Annotated in this window: 12 protein-coding genes; 4 read left to right on the top strand and 8 right to left on the bottom strand. The window is 41.3% G+C overall.

The window, feature by feature from the left end; all coding sequences use genetic code 11:
- Positions 1–72 precede the first annotated feature (72 nt).
- The 4 genes from DRZ93_RS07940 to DRZ93_RS07925 all read right to left on the bottom strand — a co-directional run bounded on the left by DRZ93_RS07940 (position 73) and on the right by DRZ93_RS07925 (position 5,082).
- Complete coding sequence (locus tag DRZ93_RS07940; RefSeq protein WP_113746271.1) at positions 73–1,536, bottom strand: FGGY-family carbohydrate kinase; 1,464 nt, start codon at positions 1,534–1,536, stop codon at positions 73–75.
- 76 nt (positions 1,537–1,612) lie between these two features.
- A complete protein-coding gene (locus DRZ93_RS07935; RefSeq protein WP_113744034.1) occupies positions 1,613–2,593 on the bottom strand; it encodes an ABC transporter permease in 981 nt (326 codons plus the stop codon).
- Position 2,594: 1 nt separating this feature from the next.
- Positions 2,595–4,091, bottom strand: coding sequence for a sugar ABC transporter ATP-binding protein (locus tag DRZ93_RS07930; RefSeq protein WP_113744035.1), 1,497 nt, complete (start codon positions 4,089–4,091; stop codon positions 2,595–2,597).
- A gap of 70 nt (positions 4,092–4,161) precedes the next feature.
- Positions 4,162–5,082 carry an ABC transporter substrate-binding protein gene (locus DRZ93_RS07925; protein WP_113746270.1) on the bottom strand — a complete coding sequence of 307 codons (921 nt, stop codon included), beginning with the start codon at positions 5,080–5,082 and terminating at the stop codon, positions 4,162–4,164.
- A 338-nt stretch (positions 5,083–5,420) separates the two neighbouring features.
- On the opposite strand from DRZ93_RS07925, the gene DRZ93_RS07920 reads away from it, so the two are divergent.
- The 4 genes from DRZ93_RS07920 to DRZ93_RS07905 all read left to right on the top strand — a co-directional run bounded on the left by DRZ93_RS07920 (position 5,421) and on the right by DRZ93_RS07905 (position 9,579).
- Positions 5,421–6,431, top strand: a complete 1,011-nt coding sequence (locus DRZ93_RS07920; protein ID WP_113746269.1) for a LacI family DNA-binding transcriptional regulator — start codon at positions 5,421–5,423, stop codon at positions 6,429–6,431.
- Positions 6,432–6,541: 110 nt separating this feature from the next.
- Positions 6,542–7,618, top strand: coding sequence for an alcohol dehydrogenase catalytic domain-containing protein (locus DRZ93_RS07915; protein ID WP_172458132.1), 1,077 nt, complete (start codon positions 6,542–6,544; stop codon positions 7,616–7,618).
- 83 nt (positions 7,619–7,701) lie between these two features.
- Positions 7,702–8,691, top strand: coding sequence for a galactose ABC transporter substrate-binding protein (locus DRZ93_RS07910; protein WP_113746267.1), 990 nt, complete (start codon positions 7,702–7,704; stop codon positions 8,689–8,691).
- A 30-nt stretch (positions 8,692–8,721) separates the two neighbouring features.
- A complete protein-coding gene (locus DRZ93_RS07905) occupies positions 8,722–9,579 on the top strand; it encodes an L-ribulose-5-phosphate 3-epimerase (RefSeq protein ID WP_113744040.1) in 858 nt (285 codons plus the stop codon).
- A 109-nt stretch (positions 9,580–9,688) separates the two neighbouring features.
- On the opposite strand, the gene DRZ93_RS07900 is transcribed toward DRZ93_RS07905, so the two are convergent.
- The 4 genes from DRZ93_RS07900 to DRZ93_RS07885 form a co-directional block, all read right to left on the bottom strand.
- Positions 9,689–10,624, bottom strand: coding sequence for a flagellin N-terminal helical domain-containing protein (locus tag DRZ93_RS07900; RefSeq protein ID WP_113744041.1), 936 nt, complete (start codon positions 10,622–10,624; stop codon positions 9,689–9,691).
- A gap of 330 nt (positions 10,625–10,954) precedes the next feature.
- Positions 10,955–11,869: a flagellin N-terminal helical domain-containing protein gene (locus tag DRZ93_RS07895; RefSeq protein ID WP_113744042.1), complete on the bottom strand. Its 915-nt coding sequence runs from the start codon at positions 11,867–11,869 to the stop codon at positions 10,955–10,957.
- Between the two features lie 329 nt (positions 11,870–12,198).
- Positions 12,199–13,146: a flagellin N-terminal helical domain-containing protein gene (locus DRZ93_RS07890; RefSeq protein ID WP_113746266.1), complete on the bottom strand. Its 948-nt coding sequence runs from the start codon at positions 13,144–13,146 to the stop codon at positions 12,199–12,201.
- Between the two features lie 358 nt (positions 13,147–13,504).
- Positions 13,505–14,419: a flagellin N-terminal helical domain-containing protein gene (locus DRZ93_RS07885; protein WP_113746265.1), complete on the bottom strand. Its 915-nt coding sequence runs from the start codon at positions 14,417–14,419 to the stop codon at positions 13,505–13,507.
- Positions 14,420–14,516: the final 97 nt, after the last annotated feature.

The raw sequence follows: 14,516 nt of genomic DNA, 5'->3' as shown, positions 1-14,516 counted from the left end.
AAATAATAAGCTGATATAAGATACTTGATATTATATCAGCTTAGCCTGTATAGGATGGGTTATATAAATCTATTAGAGAGATTTGTTTATTTCAAGGAATCTTGCATAACGCTCTCTTAAATAATCATGCTGACTTGCACAAGGCTCAATGGCAACTGAGGCTTTATGTGTGGCCTTTACTGCCTCACTAAAATCTTTAAAGTGACCTGAGCCTACGGCTGCACATAAAGCTGCAGCCATACAGCCTACCTGCTTGATACTTGAGATCTCAATTGGCAGATTGGAGGCTGAGGCAAACATCTGCATCCATGGTTTTGAATTGGTAGGACCACCTGCCATTCTTATAGTCTTTAGATTTGGTGAAATTTTAACCACCTTATCCTGATTGATAAGATGTGAAAAGACTATACCCTCATACAGAGCATTGACTATATCCTGCATATCATGGTGAGCCTGCAGACCATATAAGGAGGCATGCTGACCTAATTTGAAGTTTGAGCCAAAAAGGTATGGGAAGTAGAACAATGAGCTGTCCTTACGCTCTTTTTGTGCCTTGTCTACATAGGCATTGCACTCATCAAGACTTACATTCTTCAATAAAAGATTTCTCCACCAGGCAAGATTTGAAGCTGAGGTTGGAGAGCCTTCGTGGACAAAATACAGATCAGGTATACAGTAATTGCCCCAGATATAATGATGAGGATCATCCTTGATGCTCTTGTGTACAGTAGTGGCAATAGACCAGGTACCTGAGGTTGCAGATAAAACTGTATCATCTGTTACACCTGAGGCAATGGAGGCTGCTACTACATCAAAAAAACCGCCAAAGACAGGAGTGCCTTCTTTAAGACCTGTAGCCTCAGCAGCCTCTTTGGTTACGCCGCCGCAGTTCTGTGCTGACTGAACAATAGGTGGAAGTCTGTCATAGCACTCATCAATGCCAAAGTTACTGGCAAGGATCTTATCATAGGTGCCTGTTTTGACATTGTAGAGATTGGAGCCTGAAATATTGGTGATTTCAGCGCCTTTATTGCCTGTCATGCAGAATCTTACATAATCATGCACCATGAAGATAGAATCAATCTTATCGTAATTCTCTCTTTCATTTTCATAAAGCCAGCGCAGTATGGCCACAGGATGGCCGGTCCAGATCTGCTGCATACCATAAGGATAGGCCTTGTCGGCACTGCCATCTTCAAGCCATTTCTTTACAATAGATAAAGCTCTGGTATCTGATGAGATAATACCGTTGCGCACAGGACGGCCTGCCTTATCAACAGCATACAGACCCTTGCCGTGGGATGAGAAGGATACACCTTTGACATCAGCGTTGTTTACTGATCCGCTTTTAAGAGCGCCTTGAATTACAGTACATACAGACTGCCATAGCTCATCCATATTGCGCTCTGAAAAGCCCTCATGCTGTGCAATCAGTGTGGAATTGTGCTCGCATACTGAAACTTCATTGCCGCACTCATCATAAATACCGGCTTTAATTACTGTGCCGCCAAGATCGATACCGATAAAATAGCTCATTGCAGATCCTTAATTTTGCTGTTGTTTTAAAAAAATGATGTGTGCCGGGGCACACATCATCACTTGGTTATGAAGATTAGCTTCTTGCTTTTTTCTTCTCAGTACCTACATAGATGGCAATGAGAATAATTATGCCTTTGATTACGTTCTGAACATATGGGTTGATACCGATGAGGTTCAGACCGTTGTTTAGTACACCAAGGAGCAGCGCGCCTATAAGAGTACCTATGATTGTACCTTTACCACCGTTCATGGCTGCACCGCCAAGTACTACAGCTGCGATGGCATCAAGCTCAAAAGCAACACCGGCATTTGGCTGACCTGACATCAGACGAGAGGTTAAGATTAAACCTGCAAGTGCTGAGGTGAAGCCTGAGATAGTATAGACTAAAAACAGAATCTTTGAGACCTTGATACCAGAGAGTCTTGAGGCCTCGGCATTACCGCCTACAGCATAGACGTGACGGCCAAATGGGGTGTAGGTTAAAACCACATAGGCTACTGCATAGACAATGAGCATGATGAAGATCGGAGTCTCAATACCCATGATGCTGCCACGGCCAAAGAGGGCAAATGACTTGTCAAGACCTGAGATTGGATAACCGCCGGTATAGATAAGAGCAAGACCACGGGCAATACCTAACATGGCCAGGGTCACAATAAAGGCAGGCATCTTGGCATAGGCTATAAGTAAACCGTTAATGGCACCAAGAACTGAGCCTAAACCTAAACCTATTAAAATAGAGAGTGACATTGGCATGCCGCCAGCCATAAGGCCAGCCATAATGGTTCCAGAGAGCGCCATCACAGAGCCTACAGCAAGGTCAATACCTGAGGTTAAAATAGCAAAGGTCATACCTACAGCAATAATGGCGTTGACTGATACCTGTCGGCCGATATTGGTAAGGTTGTTGGCTGTAAGGAAGTTGTCTGTCACTACAACCATGATAATGAATACGCATAAGAAGCCCATTAAAGGATAGAAAACAGGGTTTCTTGACAGTTGCTTAAATGTAGTCATCATTGAATTCTCTTGAGTAATAGTTTCGCTAGCCATATTAGTTGTTTCCTGTTGCATAAAGCATAATAGTATTTGATTCGATATCCTTGCCTTCAAGTTCTGCTACAATTGAGCCTTCTCTGAATACCTCCACTCTGTCGCAAAGGCCGATGATTTCTGGCAGCTCAGATGAGATCATGATTACGGCAAGACCTGTTTCTGTCAGTTTGCGCATTAGCTCATATATTTCAGCCTTGGCGCCTACGTCAATACCACGGGTTGGCTCGTCAAAGATTAAAACCTTACAGTCATTGTTGAGCCAGCGTCCAATAACAACCTTCTGCTGATTACCTCCTGAGAGGTTGCCAACCTTGGTAGATGAGGACGGAGTCTTTACTCTTACCTTCTTGATAAGCTCATTGGCTGTAGCTTCCTCCTGCTTATCAGAGATAAAGATACCGCCCACCATCCACTTGGAGAAGTTGTTCATGGAGATATTGCTCTTTACAGAAAACGGCAGGATAAGACCTTCAGCCTTTCTGTCCTCAGGCAGAAGACCAATACCTTTGGCCAGTGACTCTGCAGGATCTGAGAGTTTTTCTTTAACCCCGTCCAGGATAACTTCCTTTGAATATGGTTTGTCAGCACCAATAAGTGCACGGGCAAGCTCGGTACGGCCTGAGCCTACAAGACCTGCAAAGCCTAAAATCTCGCCTTTGTAAATCTTGAAGCTGTTTGGTGTATCACCCTTGTTGCGACACAGGTTGTTGACCTCAAGTATTGGCTTGTCGCGCACTATGGTGCTGCTCTTTGGAGGATAAGTGTTTTCAACCTTGCGACCTACCATCATCTCAACCAGCTCATCTACGGTGGTGTTGGCAACAGGTCTGGTGCCTATGTACTGACCGTCACGCAGTACTGAGATGTTCTCGCAGATCTGGTAAATTTCCTCAAGGTGGTGGGAGATAAAGAACATGCCAACACCAGTCTGCTTAAGGTCGCGCATGATTTTAAACAGTCTGTCAGCCTCTTTTGGTGTTAAAGTGGCAGTAGGCTCGTCTAAAACCAGAATTTTTGCATGTAATGACAGTGCCTTGGCAATTTCAACGAACTGCTGCTCGGCAACTGAGAGCTCTTCAACAGGAACATCAACGTTAATATTGATCTCAAGCTCATTTAAAATCTTAAGAGTTTCCTCTTTCATTTTCTTAAAATCGATAAGACCCAGCTTATTTTTGATCTCGCGATTTAAGAAAATATTTTCAACGGCATTTAAATACGGTATTAATGAAAATTCCTGGAAAATGATACCAATGCCTTTATCAATAGCATCTTTATAGTTATCAAAAGTGACTTCAGCACCGTCAATTAAAATCTTACCCTTGTCATTACTGTAAATGCCGCAAAGAATTTTCATAAGGGTAGATTTGCCGGCACCGTTTTCGCCTAAGAGGGCGTGAATCTCACCGTAATCTAAAGACAGCGTAATATTATCTAGCGCTTTTACGCCAGGAAAAGATTTTGATATTTCCTGCAGTTCCAGTAGTTTTGGCATTGTATCTCCTAATCTATAAGCACCCTCTATGCAGCATAAAGGGTGCGGTACTACTTAAACGTAATTTAAATTACCAAGAGAAGCCTTCAGCATTTTCTTTGGTGATTAGCTTAACGTCGATAGGGATTGCGCTAGGAACGTTGGCACCCCAGAACTTGGCCAGAGCAATACCGATACCTACACGGATCTGATCGCGTGGGAACTGTGCAGATGTTGCAATAAATGGACCGTCGCCTTTGGCAATAGCCTCTACAGCCTCTGGGTTACCATCAACTGATACGAGTTTAACATCACGGCCTGAAGCCTCAATTGCAGCTAAGGCACCCATTGCCCCGCCGTCGTTTACTGAGAAGATACCATCAAGCTCTGGAGCTGACTGTAAAATGTTCTCAGTTACGTTAAGAGCGATGGCTCTGTCCTGCTGACCGTTCTGCTTGGTTACGATCTTGATGTCAGGATAGTTCTTCATGGCATCTTCAAAGCCACGTACACGCTCAAGAATAGGTACTACAGGGATACCGTCAAGAATGGCAACCTCACCCTTGCCGTCTAAGGCTTTGGCAAGAGCCTCACCGGCCATAACGCCTGCATCATAGTTCTTTGAACCTACGAATGAATCGATTGGGCCTTCAGCCTGGGCATCGATGGCTACAGTTACAACACCGGCTTCTTTGGCATCGATAACAGCTGACTGAATACCTACAGAGTCAGTTGGATTTAATAGAAGAATATCAATATTCTGCTGTAACATATCCTCAACGTCTGAAATCTGTTTTGCTACGTCGTGACGTGCGTCGGTGATAACAATTTCAGCACCTAATGACTTGGCAGCCTCTTCAAAAGCCTGCTGCATGGTTACGAAGTATGGGTTGTTGAGCTCCTGGAATGACATACCAATCTTGAGCTTGCCATCATCGGCTGCAGAGGCAGCGCCTGCAAAGGCCATAGCTGAAGCTAAAGCAACTGCACCTAAAGTTTTAGTAATCTTCATATTCAATTCCTCTATAAACGATAAAAACATGTTAGTTGTTTTTAATGACAACGATAACATGGTTTAAATATAGTAAATGAATTATATTTTTTTAGTGACATAGGACAACTTTTTCTCTATTTTTGTATAATTTGTTTAAAAAACGAGCTATATATCACAAAAAAATATTGAAAAAAGTATTTTTTGGAGAAAAATTCGTTGTTTTAGGACACAGTTAACAAAAGTTTTCATTGCAATATATTACTTTTAAATAAGAGCTTCTTAGTATTTAGAAGCTTTTTAGTTGTGCTAAATATTTGATTATAAATATAATAATAAGAAAAAATGGTAGGTTTATAATGAATGATGACGTTACCAAAAAGGCTTCGACCATAGTTGACATTGCTCTTAAGGCCAATGTTACCAATATTACAGTATCCCGCGCCTTTGCTCATCCTGAGCTGGTTAAAAAAGAGACCAGGGAGAGGATTTATGCTATAGCCAAAGAGCTTGATTATAAACCAAATTTATTTGCCAGATCGCTAAAGAGCAATGATTCTAAAATCATTGGCGTAGTGTCAGATTCAACCTATAACAGGGTTTATGCCGACGTCATCAAGAGACTGTGCCTTGAGAGTGATAAAAAAGGGTATAGTGTCATGATGTTTGAAACCAACGGCAATGAGGAGGCCGAGCAGAGAGCTATCAATGCCCTTGTCAGCTACAAGGCCTCGGGCATTGTTCTATCTGTGGTCAATGATGCAAAACATTACAATCCAGGCTATCTTGATATTGTCAAAGCCCAGAATATACCTCTGGTGCTGCTTGACAGAGATATATATGACAAATCTCTGCCAGGAGTGTTTTTAAACAATATCGAGCTTGGCATCAAGGCCGGACAGTATCTCTCATCGCTAAAAGATATTGAGAGCATGATTGTCATATCAGGCCCCAAAGACTCTATGATTTCTATAAACCGTCTTGAAGGAATTAAAAAAGTATTTGATTTATCAAAGATTAAATATGATGTCTGTTATACAAGCTACAATTACGACGGTGCACGCAGTGATGTTTATGAGTATTTAAAGAACCTAGGCTATATACCATCAATTGCTGTGGGGCTTAACGGTCCTATGATGCTTGCCACCATAGGTGCGAGCAGACGTCTTGGAATTCACCGCTCTATGCGCTATTTTTCATTTGACGAGGTGCCTTTTGCCAAAGACTTTGGCTATAGCGTACCATGCGTCTACAATTCAGCCGATGAATGGGGTGATGAGATCACTAAACTCCTGTTTTCTCTTATAAATTCCAATAATGATTTTGCATCCTTTGACAGGGTGTACATTTACGGAAAACTGATTATCTGATTTGTTTTGCTTTTTATCAAAAAATAAAACATAGATCACTAATTGGTGTTTTTTGCTAGGCTATAATGACAACGTTGTCATTAATTTACAGACATAGTGAGGATTTAATTATGGCAGTACAGATTCCTGAGAAAATGAAAGCTCTTGTTAACCACGGTCCACATGACTACCGTCTTGAGATGATTGACACTCCAAGACCAGGTCCAAATGAGCTTTTAATCAAAGTTTCAGCTTGTGGTGTATGTGCAGGCGATATCAAGTGTGAAGCCGGCGCAGCAATGTTCTGGGGCGAGGATCCATGGGTTAAGACTCCTGTAGTTCCAGGCCACGAGTTCTTCGGTACTGTAGTAGAGCTCGGTGAGGGTGCTGAGGAGTTCTTTGGCGTCAAGTTAGGTGAGAGAATTTTAGCCGAGCAGATCCTTCCTTGCGGCAAGTGCAGATTCTGTAAGTCAGGTCAGTACTGGATGTGTGAGCCACACGATATGTATGGCTATCAGGGCAAGATTGCAGACGGTGGTATGGCCGAGTACATGCTCTTCCACAAAAACTCAGTAATTCATAAGATCCCCGAGAACCTGTCTTTAGAAGATGCCGCTTTAATTGAGCCAATGGCCTGTTCAATGCACACTGTACAGCGCGCCAACATTCAGTTTGAGGATGTTGTAGTGTTAGCAGGTGCCGGAACCTTAGGTCTTGGTATTGTTCAGGCTGCCAAGTTAAAGACACCTAAGAAATTAATTGTGCTTGATACTATCGATGCCCGTTTAGAGCTTGCCAAGAAGTTTGGTGCAGACCTAGTTATCAACCCAGCCAAGGAAGATGCCATCAAGATTGTTAAGGATCTGACTGACGGCTATGGCTGTGATGTATACATCGAGGCTACTGGCAACCCACGCGGTGCTGTCCAGGGTCTTGAGATGATTAGAAAGTTAGGTCGCTTTGTTGAAATGTCAGTATTTGGTCAGGAGACTACAGCTGACTGGTCAATCATCGGTGACAGAAAGGAAATCGATTTGTTAGGTTCACACTTAGGCCCTTACTGCTATCCAACAGTAATCGATCTTTTAGATCGCGGTCTGATGACTTCAAAGGGTGTAGTAACTCATTCATTTGGTCTTGATGACTGGAAGAAGGCCTTTGAGATTGCTCACAGCACCGAGGCCATCAAGGTTATCTTAAAACCTTAAGGAATTTTAATAGAACCGTAGAGAGTGTAGAGCACCTAATCAATACTGTTTAGGTGCTTTTTTTGCTAATAGGGAGTAAATGTATGGATAATAAATATAAAGCTCTTGCCTGTGCTCTTGCTCTTACAGGATGCAGCGCTGCATGCGCTGATGAGGTAAAACTTGATGCCTTCTACTTTGATCTGAGCAATGAATTTATAAATTCTCTGCAAAAGAGTATAGACAGTTGTGCCAAGGAAAAAGGGGTTAAGGTTAAAACCCACAATGCTGCAGATGATCTTCTGCTACAGTCACAGCAGATTGACTCAGCTATCAATACCAAATCTGTAAATCTGCTGTTAAATCTTGTTGATACCTCATATGCCTACGATGTGGCAGATGGTCTTAAGGATAAAGACAGCCGCGTTATCTTTGTTAACAGACTGCCAGATAAAAAAGTGCTTGATAGTTTTGAGCATGCTGCCTTTATAGGTACCGATCCTTCAAGCTCTGGCTATTATCAGGTAGAGATTTTAAAAGACTATATAGCCAAAGGTCATAAGGTTGATACCAATGGCAATGGCAAAATAGATATTGTGCTTTTAAAGGGTGAGGTTGACCATCAGGATACACGAGATAGAACTCAGGCTCTGTTCAATGGTTTAAAGGAAAATAAAATTGATTTTAATATTGTCCATGTTGAATATGCCAACTGGGGTTTTCAGCAGGGCTTTGATGCCATGGATAGAGCTATAATCAGAAACGGTTATGATAAAATTGAGCTTATAGTTGGTAACAACGATGCTATGGCTCTAGGTGCCATTGCCCGTCTTAATGAAGATAAATACAATATAGCAGGTGGTGACAAGACAATACCTGTTATTGGCATTGATGCCATTAAAGAAGCAGTGGATGCAGTAAAGAGCGGTACTATGATAGGAACTGTATGCAATGACAGTCAGACCATGGCCAGGGTTGCTATAGATCTCTTTACCATGCCTGATATGGATCTGCAGGCATTAAAGGACAAATATGATCTTAGTGTCGAGGGCAGAGTTATAACCGTGCCATACTCCAAGATTACCAAAGAATAACAGTGCTTTTTAAGTCAAAGTGAGGTTAGTATGAGACAGCACCCAATTGGTATTTACGAAAAAGCGATGCCTAAATCTTTAAGCTTTGCTGAGAGATTTAAAATGGTCAAGGCAGGTGGCTTTGACTTTATGGAAATCTCTGTAGACGAAACTGACGAGAGATTGTCACGTCTTGACTGGACTAAAGAGCAGAGACTTGATTTTGTTAAATTAAAGTCAGATCTTGATGTGCGTGTGCCTTCAATGTGTCTGTCAGGTCATAGAAAATATCCATTTGGCTCTCATGATGCCTCAGTACGTGACAGAGCCATGGAAATCATGGTCAAGGCTATTGATTTTGCCTGTGACACTGGAGTGCGTACTATTCAGCTTGCAGGCTATGATGTTTATTATGAAGATCAGGACGAGGGCACAAAAGAGCGCTTTATTGAGGGAACCAGAAAGGCTGTTGAGTATGCTGCCGCATGTCAGGTTATGCTGGCCACGGAAATTATGGATACTCCATTTTTAAATTCCATTACTAAGTGGAAGGAGTATGATGATCTTATCAAATCTCCATGGTTTGGCGTATATCCTGATGTAGGCAATCTTACAGGCTGGAACAATGATGTACCACATGAGCTTGAGGTAGGAATTGATAAGATTGCAGCCATTCACTTAAAGGAGACACTGCCTGTAAGTGATACCTGCAAGGGACAGTTCCGTGATCTTTATTTTGGACAGGGTACTGTTGATTTTCTTACTATATTCAAAAAGCTCAAGGCATTAAACTATCGCGGTGCTTTCCTGCTTGAGATGTGGGGAGAGAATGATCCTCAGGCACTAGATAAGATTATTGCAGCCCGTGAGTTTATCGAGAAGAAGATGGCAGAGGCTGATTTTAAATAAGAATGCGTAAAATCGATGAAAATAGCTCACATCTGTGGGCTATTTTTTTAATTAAAAGCCTGGATGAATGGCAATCTATCCAGGCTTTTAACTCAGGGAAGATTAATAATTAACCGCCAAGCAGTGACAGAGCAATCTGTGGTCTCTGATTGGCCTGGGATAAAATAGACTGTGAGGCCTGCTGCAATATCTGATTGGCAGTAAGTGCAGCGGTCTCCTCAGCAAAGTCGGTATCACGAATACGTGAACGTGCATCAGATTCATTTTCCTGAATGTTGGCCTGATTTCTGATGGTTGACTCCATACGGTTCTGTACAGCACCAAGCTCGGCACGTTTTGAATCAATAACCTGAATCATAGAGTCAATATTGCCTAAAGTTAACTGAGCCTGTGACTGATTAGTTACAGAGAAACGTACTAGTCCATTAGAGTTAACAAAACCAGTTGTGTCATTAAAAGCTGTTATACCTGCTCTTGAGGCGATAATTGAAAGCATAAAGCCTTTTGACATATCTGTTACGGCAATGGTGTCATTGGCATTGGCACCAACCTGGAAGGTTACTTTACCATCTGATCCTATGATGGTTGTATTACTGTTACCGCCACCTGCTGCGTTTACTCTAAATCCATCTAAAACAGTTTTACCAGCATATGTTGTTTTGCAGGCAATACGGGTAATTTCTGTTGAAAGCTGAGTAATTTCCTGCTGAATAGACTTTCTGTCCTCGGTAGAATAAGTGCCGTTGGCAGCCTGAATGGAGAGGGTTCTGACACGCTGCAGCATATTGGTCATTTCATCCATAGCGCCTTCAATTGTCTGGGCAAAGGCAATGCCGTCATTACAGTTTCTGTTGCCCTGGCCTAAACCGTTGATCTGAGAGGTAAGACGGTCAGAGATCTGAAGACCTGCAGCATCGTCTTTAGCTGAGTTGATTCTAAGACCAGATGCTAATCTCTGATATGAAACATTAAGGGCATTTGTAGAGTTGGTAAGCTTACGCTGGCCATTAATGGCAGAAACGTTGGTATTGACGTAAAGAGCCATACATGTATTCTCCTGAGTTTCTTTTTGTCTAATGACAAAATAACGACGTATAATAATTTATTGTCTATATGAAAAAACTATGCCAAGACTAAATTATTTAAAAATATTGAAACTGTGGTGGATTAATGCGCAGACAAGATTTAATTTTAGATATTTCTTAGAGATGAGATTCAAGAAAAAAGGCTTATGCTCAGTAATTAAAGACATGAGCCTGTCTTGAAAAGAAAATAGATAAGTTATAGTAGTAAATATAATCTCTCTAAAAAGGGCCAGAGAAAACTCTCTGGCCAATGAGCATATTGCTCAGGAGAGAAAGCTTTAAATAATTTATTAACCTCCAAGCAGAGACAGAGCAATCTGTGGTCTCTGATTGGCCTGGGATAAAATGGTCTGTGAGGCCTGCTGTAATATTTGATTTGCAGTTAATGATGCAGTCTCCTCAGCAAAGTCTGTATCACGGATACGTGAGCGGGCATCTGACTCATTTTCCTGAATGTTGGCCTGATTTCTGATGGTTGATTCCATACGATTCTGTACAGCACCAAGCTCAGCACGCTTTGAGTCGATAACCTGGATTAATTTGTCAATATTACCAAGGGTTAACTGTGCCTGTGACTGATTGGTAACTGAGAATCTAATTTGACCATTTTCTGTATGAAGGCCTGTTGTAGTATTAAAGTTTGTAATACCGGCTTTGGATGCAATCATGGATAACATGTAGCCGGTTGACATATTAGTAACCAGAATAGTGTCATTGGCATTGGCGCCAACCTGGAAAGTTACATTGCCGTCAGAAGCGATAATTGTATTATTATTTGCTGCCCAGCCATTTAATACAGTTTTACCTGCATATGTGGTCTTACAGGCAATACGGGTAATTTCAGTTGATAACTGAGTTATTTCCTGCTGAATTGATTTTCTGTCTTCCTGTGAGTAGGTACCGTTGGCAGCCTGAATGGAGAGAGTTCTTACGCGCTGCAGCATATTGGTCATCTCATCCATAGCGCCTTCAATTGTCTGGGCAAAGGCAATGCCGTCGTTACAGTTTCTATTGCCTTGGCCTAAACCGTTGATCTGAGAGGTAAGACGATCAGAGATCTGAAGACCGGCAGCATCGTCTTTGGCTGAGTTGATTCTAAGACCTGATGCTAATCTCTGATATGAAACATTAAGCGCATTGGTTGCATTTGTAAGTTTACGTTGGCCGTTAATGGCTGAAACGTTAGTATTTACATAAAGAGCCATATAATTCTCCTGAGTTTAATATTGCTATTAAAACTTTGCCGTTTAAGGCAGTTTGTAATGTATGACTCCTATAAAGAAAAAAGTGTGCCAAGATTAAAAATAAATATAAATTAATAAAATGGAAGCGAGATCTGCTGGTATCTCATATGAGAGGATATGGATTTAAATTAATGAAAAAAGGCTTATGCTCAGTAATTAAAGACATGAGCCTGTCTTGAAAAGAAAAAAGATAAGTTTTATCAGTAAATATAAATCTCTCTAAAAAGGGCCAGAGAAAACTCTCTGGCCAATGAGCATATTGCTCAGGAGAGAAAGCTTTAAATAATTTATTAACCTCCAAGCAGAGACAGAGCAATCTGTGGTCTCTGATTGGCCTGGGATAAAATGGTCTGTGAGGCCTGCTGCAATATTTGATTTGCAGTTAATGATGCAGTTTCCTCAGCAAAGTCTGTATCACGGATACGTGAGCGGGCATCTGACTCATTTTCCTGAATGTTGGCCTGATTTCTGATGGTTGATTCCATACGGTTTTGTACAGCACCAAGCTCAGCACGCTTTGAGTCGATAACCTGAATTAATTTATCAACATTACCAAGTGTTAACTGTGACTGAGACTGATTTGATACAGAGAAGGAAATACCAACGCCATTTATAGCTTTAAAACCTGTTGTATCATTTAGAGTTGTAATTCCTGCTTGTGAGGCTATCATGGAAAGCATAAAGCCTTTTGACATGCCAGCTACTGCAATGGTGTCGTTGGCATTAGCACCAACCTGGAAAGTCACGCTACCATTTGAACCGATAATGGTTGAGTCACTGTTACCGCCAGCGGCACCACCTGTTTGTGCTGTTCTAAATCCATTAAGGACAGTTTTTCCGGCATAGGTGGTTTTACATGAAATACGGGTAATTTCAGCTGATAACTGCTCAATTTCCTGCTGAATAGCAACACGATCTTCAGCTGAATATGTGCCGTTGGCTGATTGAATGGAGAGAGTTCTGACACGCTGCAGCATATTGGTCATCTCATCCATGGCGCCTTCAATTGTCTGGGCAAAAGCAATGCCGTCATTACAGTTTCTATTGCCTTGGCCTAAACCGTTGATCTGAGAGGTAAGACGATCAGAGATCTGAAGACCTGCAGCATCGTCTTTAGCTGAGTTGATTCTAAGACCTGATGCTAATCTCTGATATGAAACATTAAGCGCATTGGTTGCATTTGTAAGTTTACGTTGGCCATTAATGGCTGAAACGTTAGTATTTACATAAAGAGCCATATAATTCTCCTGAGTTTAATATTGCTATTAAAACTTTGCCGTTTGTGGCAATTTATAATGTATATGTTTAATTAAGAAAAAAGCATGCCAAGTTTTATAAAATAATACAGATACGGTTCATCAGCTCAGTAGATAAGATTTAAGATAAATGAATGGAAGACTAATAATTAAAAGGGATTTGGACTATAAAGGTGATTTCAAGAAAAAAAGGCTTATGCTCAGTAATTAAAGACATGAGCCTGTCTTGAAAAGAAAAAGATAAGTTGTAATAGTAAATAAAATTCTCTCTAAAAAGGGCCAGAGAAAACTCTCTGGCCAATGAGCATATTGCTCAGGAGAGAAAGCTTTAAATAATTTATTAACCTCCAAGCAGAGACAGAGCAATCTGTGGTCTCTGATTGGCCTGGGATAAAATAGTCTGTGAAGCCTGCTGCAATATCTGATTTGCAGTTAATGATGCGGTTTCCTCTGCAAAGTCTGTATCACGGATACGTGAACGGGCATCTGACTCATTTTCCTGAATGTTGGCCTGATTTCTGATGGTTGATTCCATACGGTTTTGTACAGCACCAAGCTCGGCACGCTTCGAGTCAATAACCTGGATTAATTTATCAATATTGCCAAGAGTTAACTGTGCCTGAGATTGATTTGATACTGAAAAAGATATACCACCATTAGCAGTTTTAAATCCAGTTGTATCATCTAATTGTCTTATATTGGCTTTAGATGCGATAACAGATAACATAAAGCCAGTTGACATATTAGTAACCTGAATAGTGTCATTGGCATTGGCGCCAACCTGGAATGTTACATTTCCGTCTGAGCCAATAATGGTGTTGCCGCCTGCTGCCCAGCCATTTAATACAGTTTTACCTGCATATGTTGTTTTACAGGAAATACGAGTAATTTCAGCTGATAGCTGCTCAATTTCCTGCTGAATAGAAACACGATCATCAGCAGAATAGGTACCGTTGGCAGCCTGAATGGAGAGAGTTCTGACGCGCTGCAGCATATTGGTCATCTCATCCATGGCGCCTTCAATTGTCTGAGCAAAGGCAATGCCGTCATTACAGTTTCTATTGCCTTGGCCTAAACCGTTGATCTGAGAGGTAAGACGATCAGAGATCTGAAGTCCTGCAGCATCGTCTTTGGCTGAGTTGATTCTAAGACCTGATGCTAATCTCTGATATGAAACATTAAGCGCATTGGTTGCATTTGTAAGTTTACGTTGGCCATTAATGGCTGAAACGTTAGTATTTACATAAAGAGCCATATAATTCTCCTGAGTTTAATATTGCTATTAAAACTTTGCCGTTAAAGGCAGTTTGTAATGTATGACTGCGGTAAAGAAAAAAGTGTGCCAAGTTTTA

The organism is Anaerobiospirillum thomasii (genome assembly GCF_900445255.1).
Lineage (GTDB): Bacteria > Pseudomonadota > Gammaproteobacteria > Enterobacterales > Succinivibrionaceae > Anaerobiospirillum_A > Anaerobiospirillum_A thomasii.
This window is presented reverse-complemented; position numbering and strand designations above follow the sequence as displayed.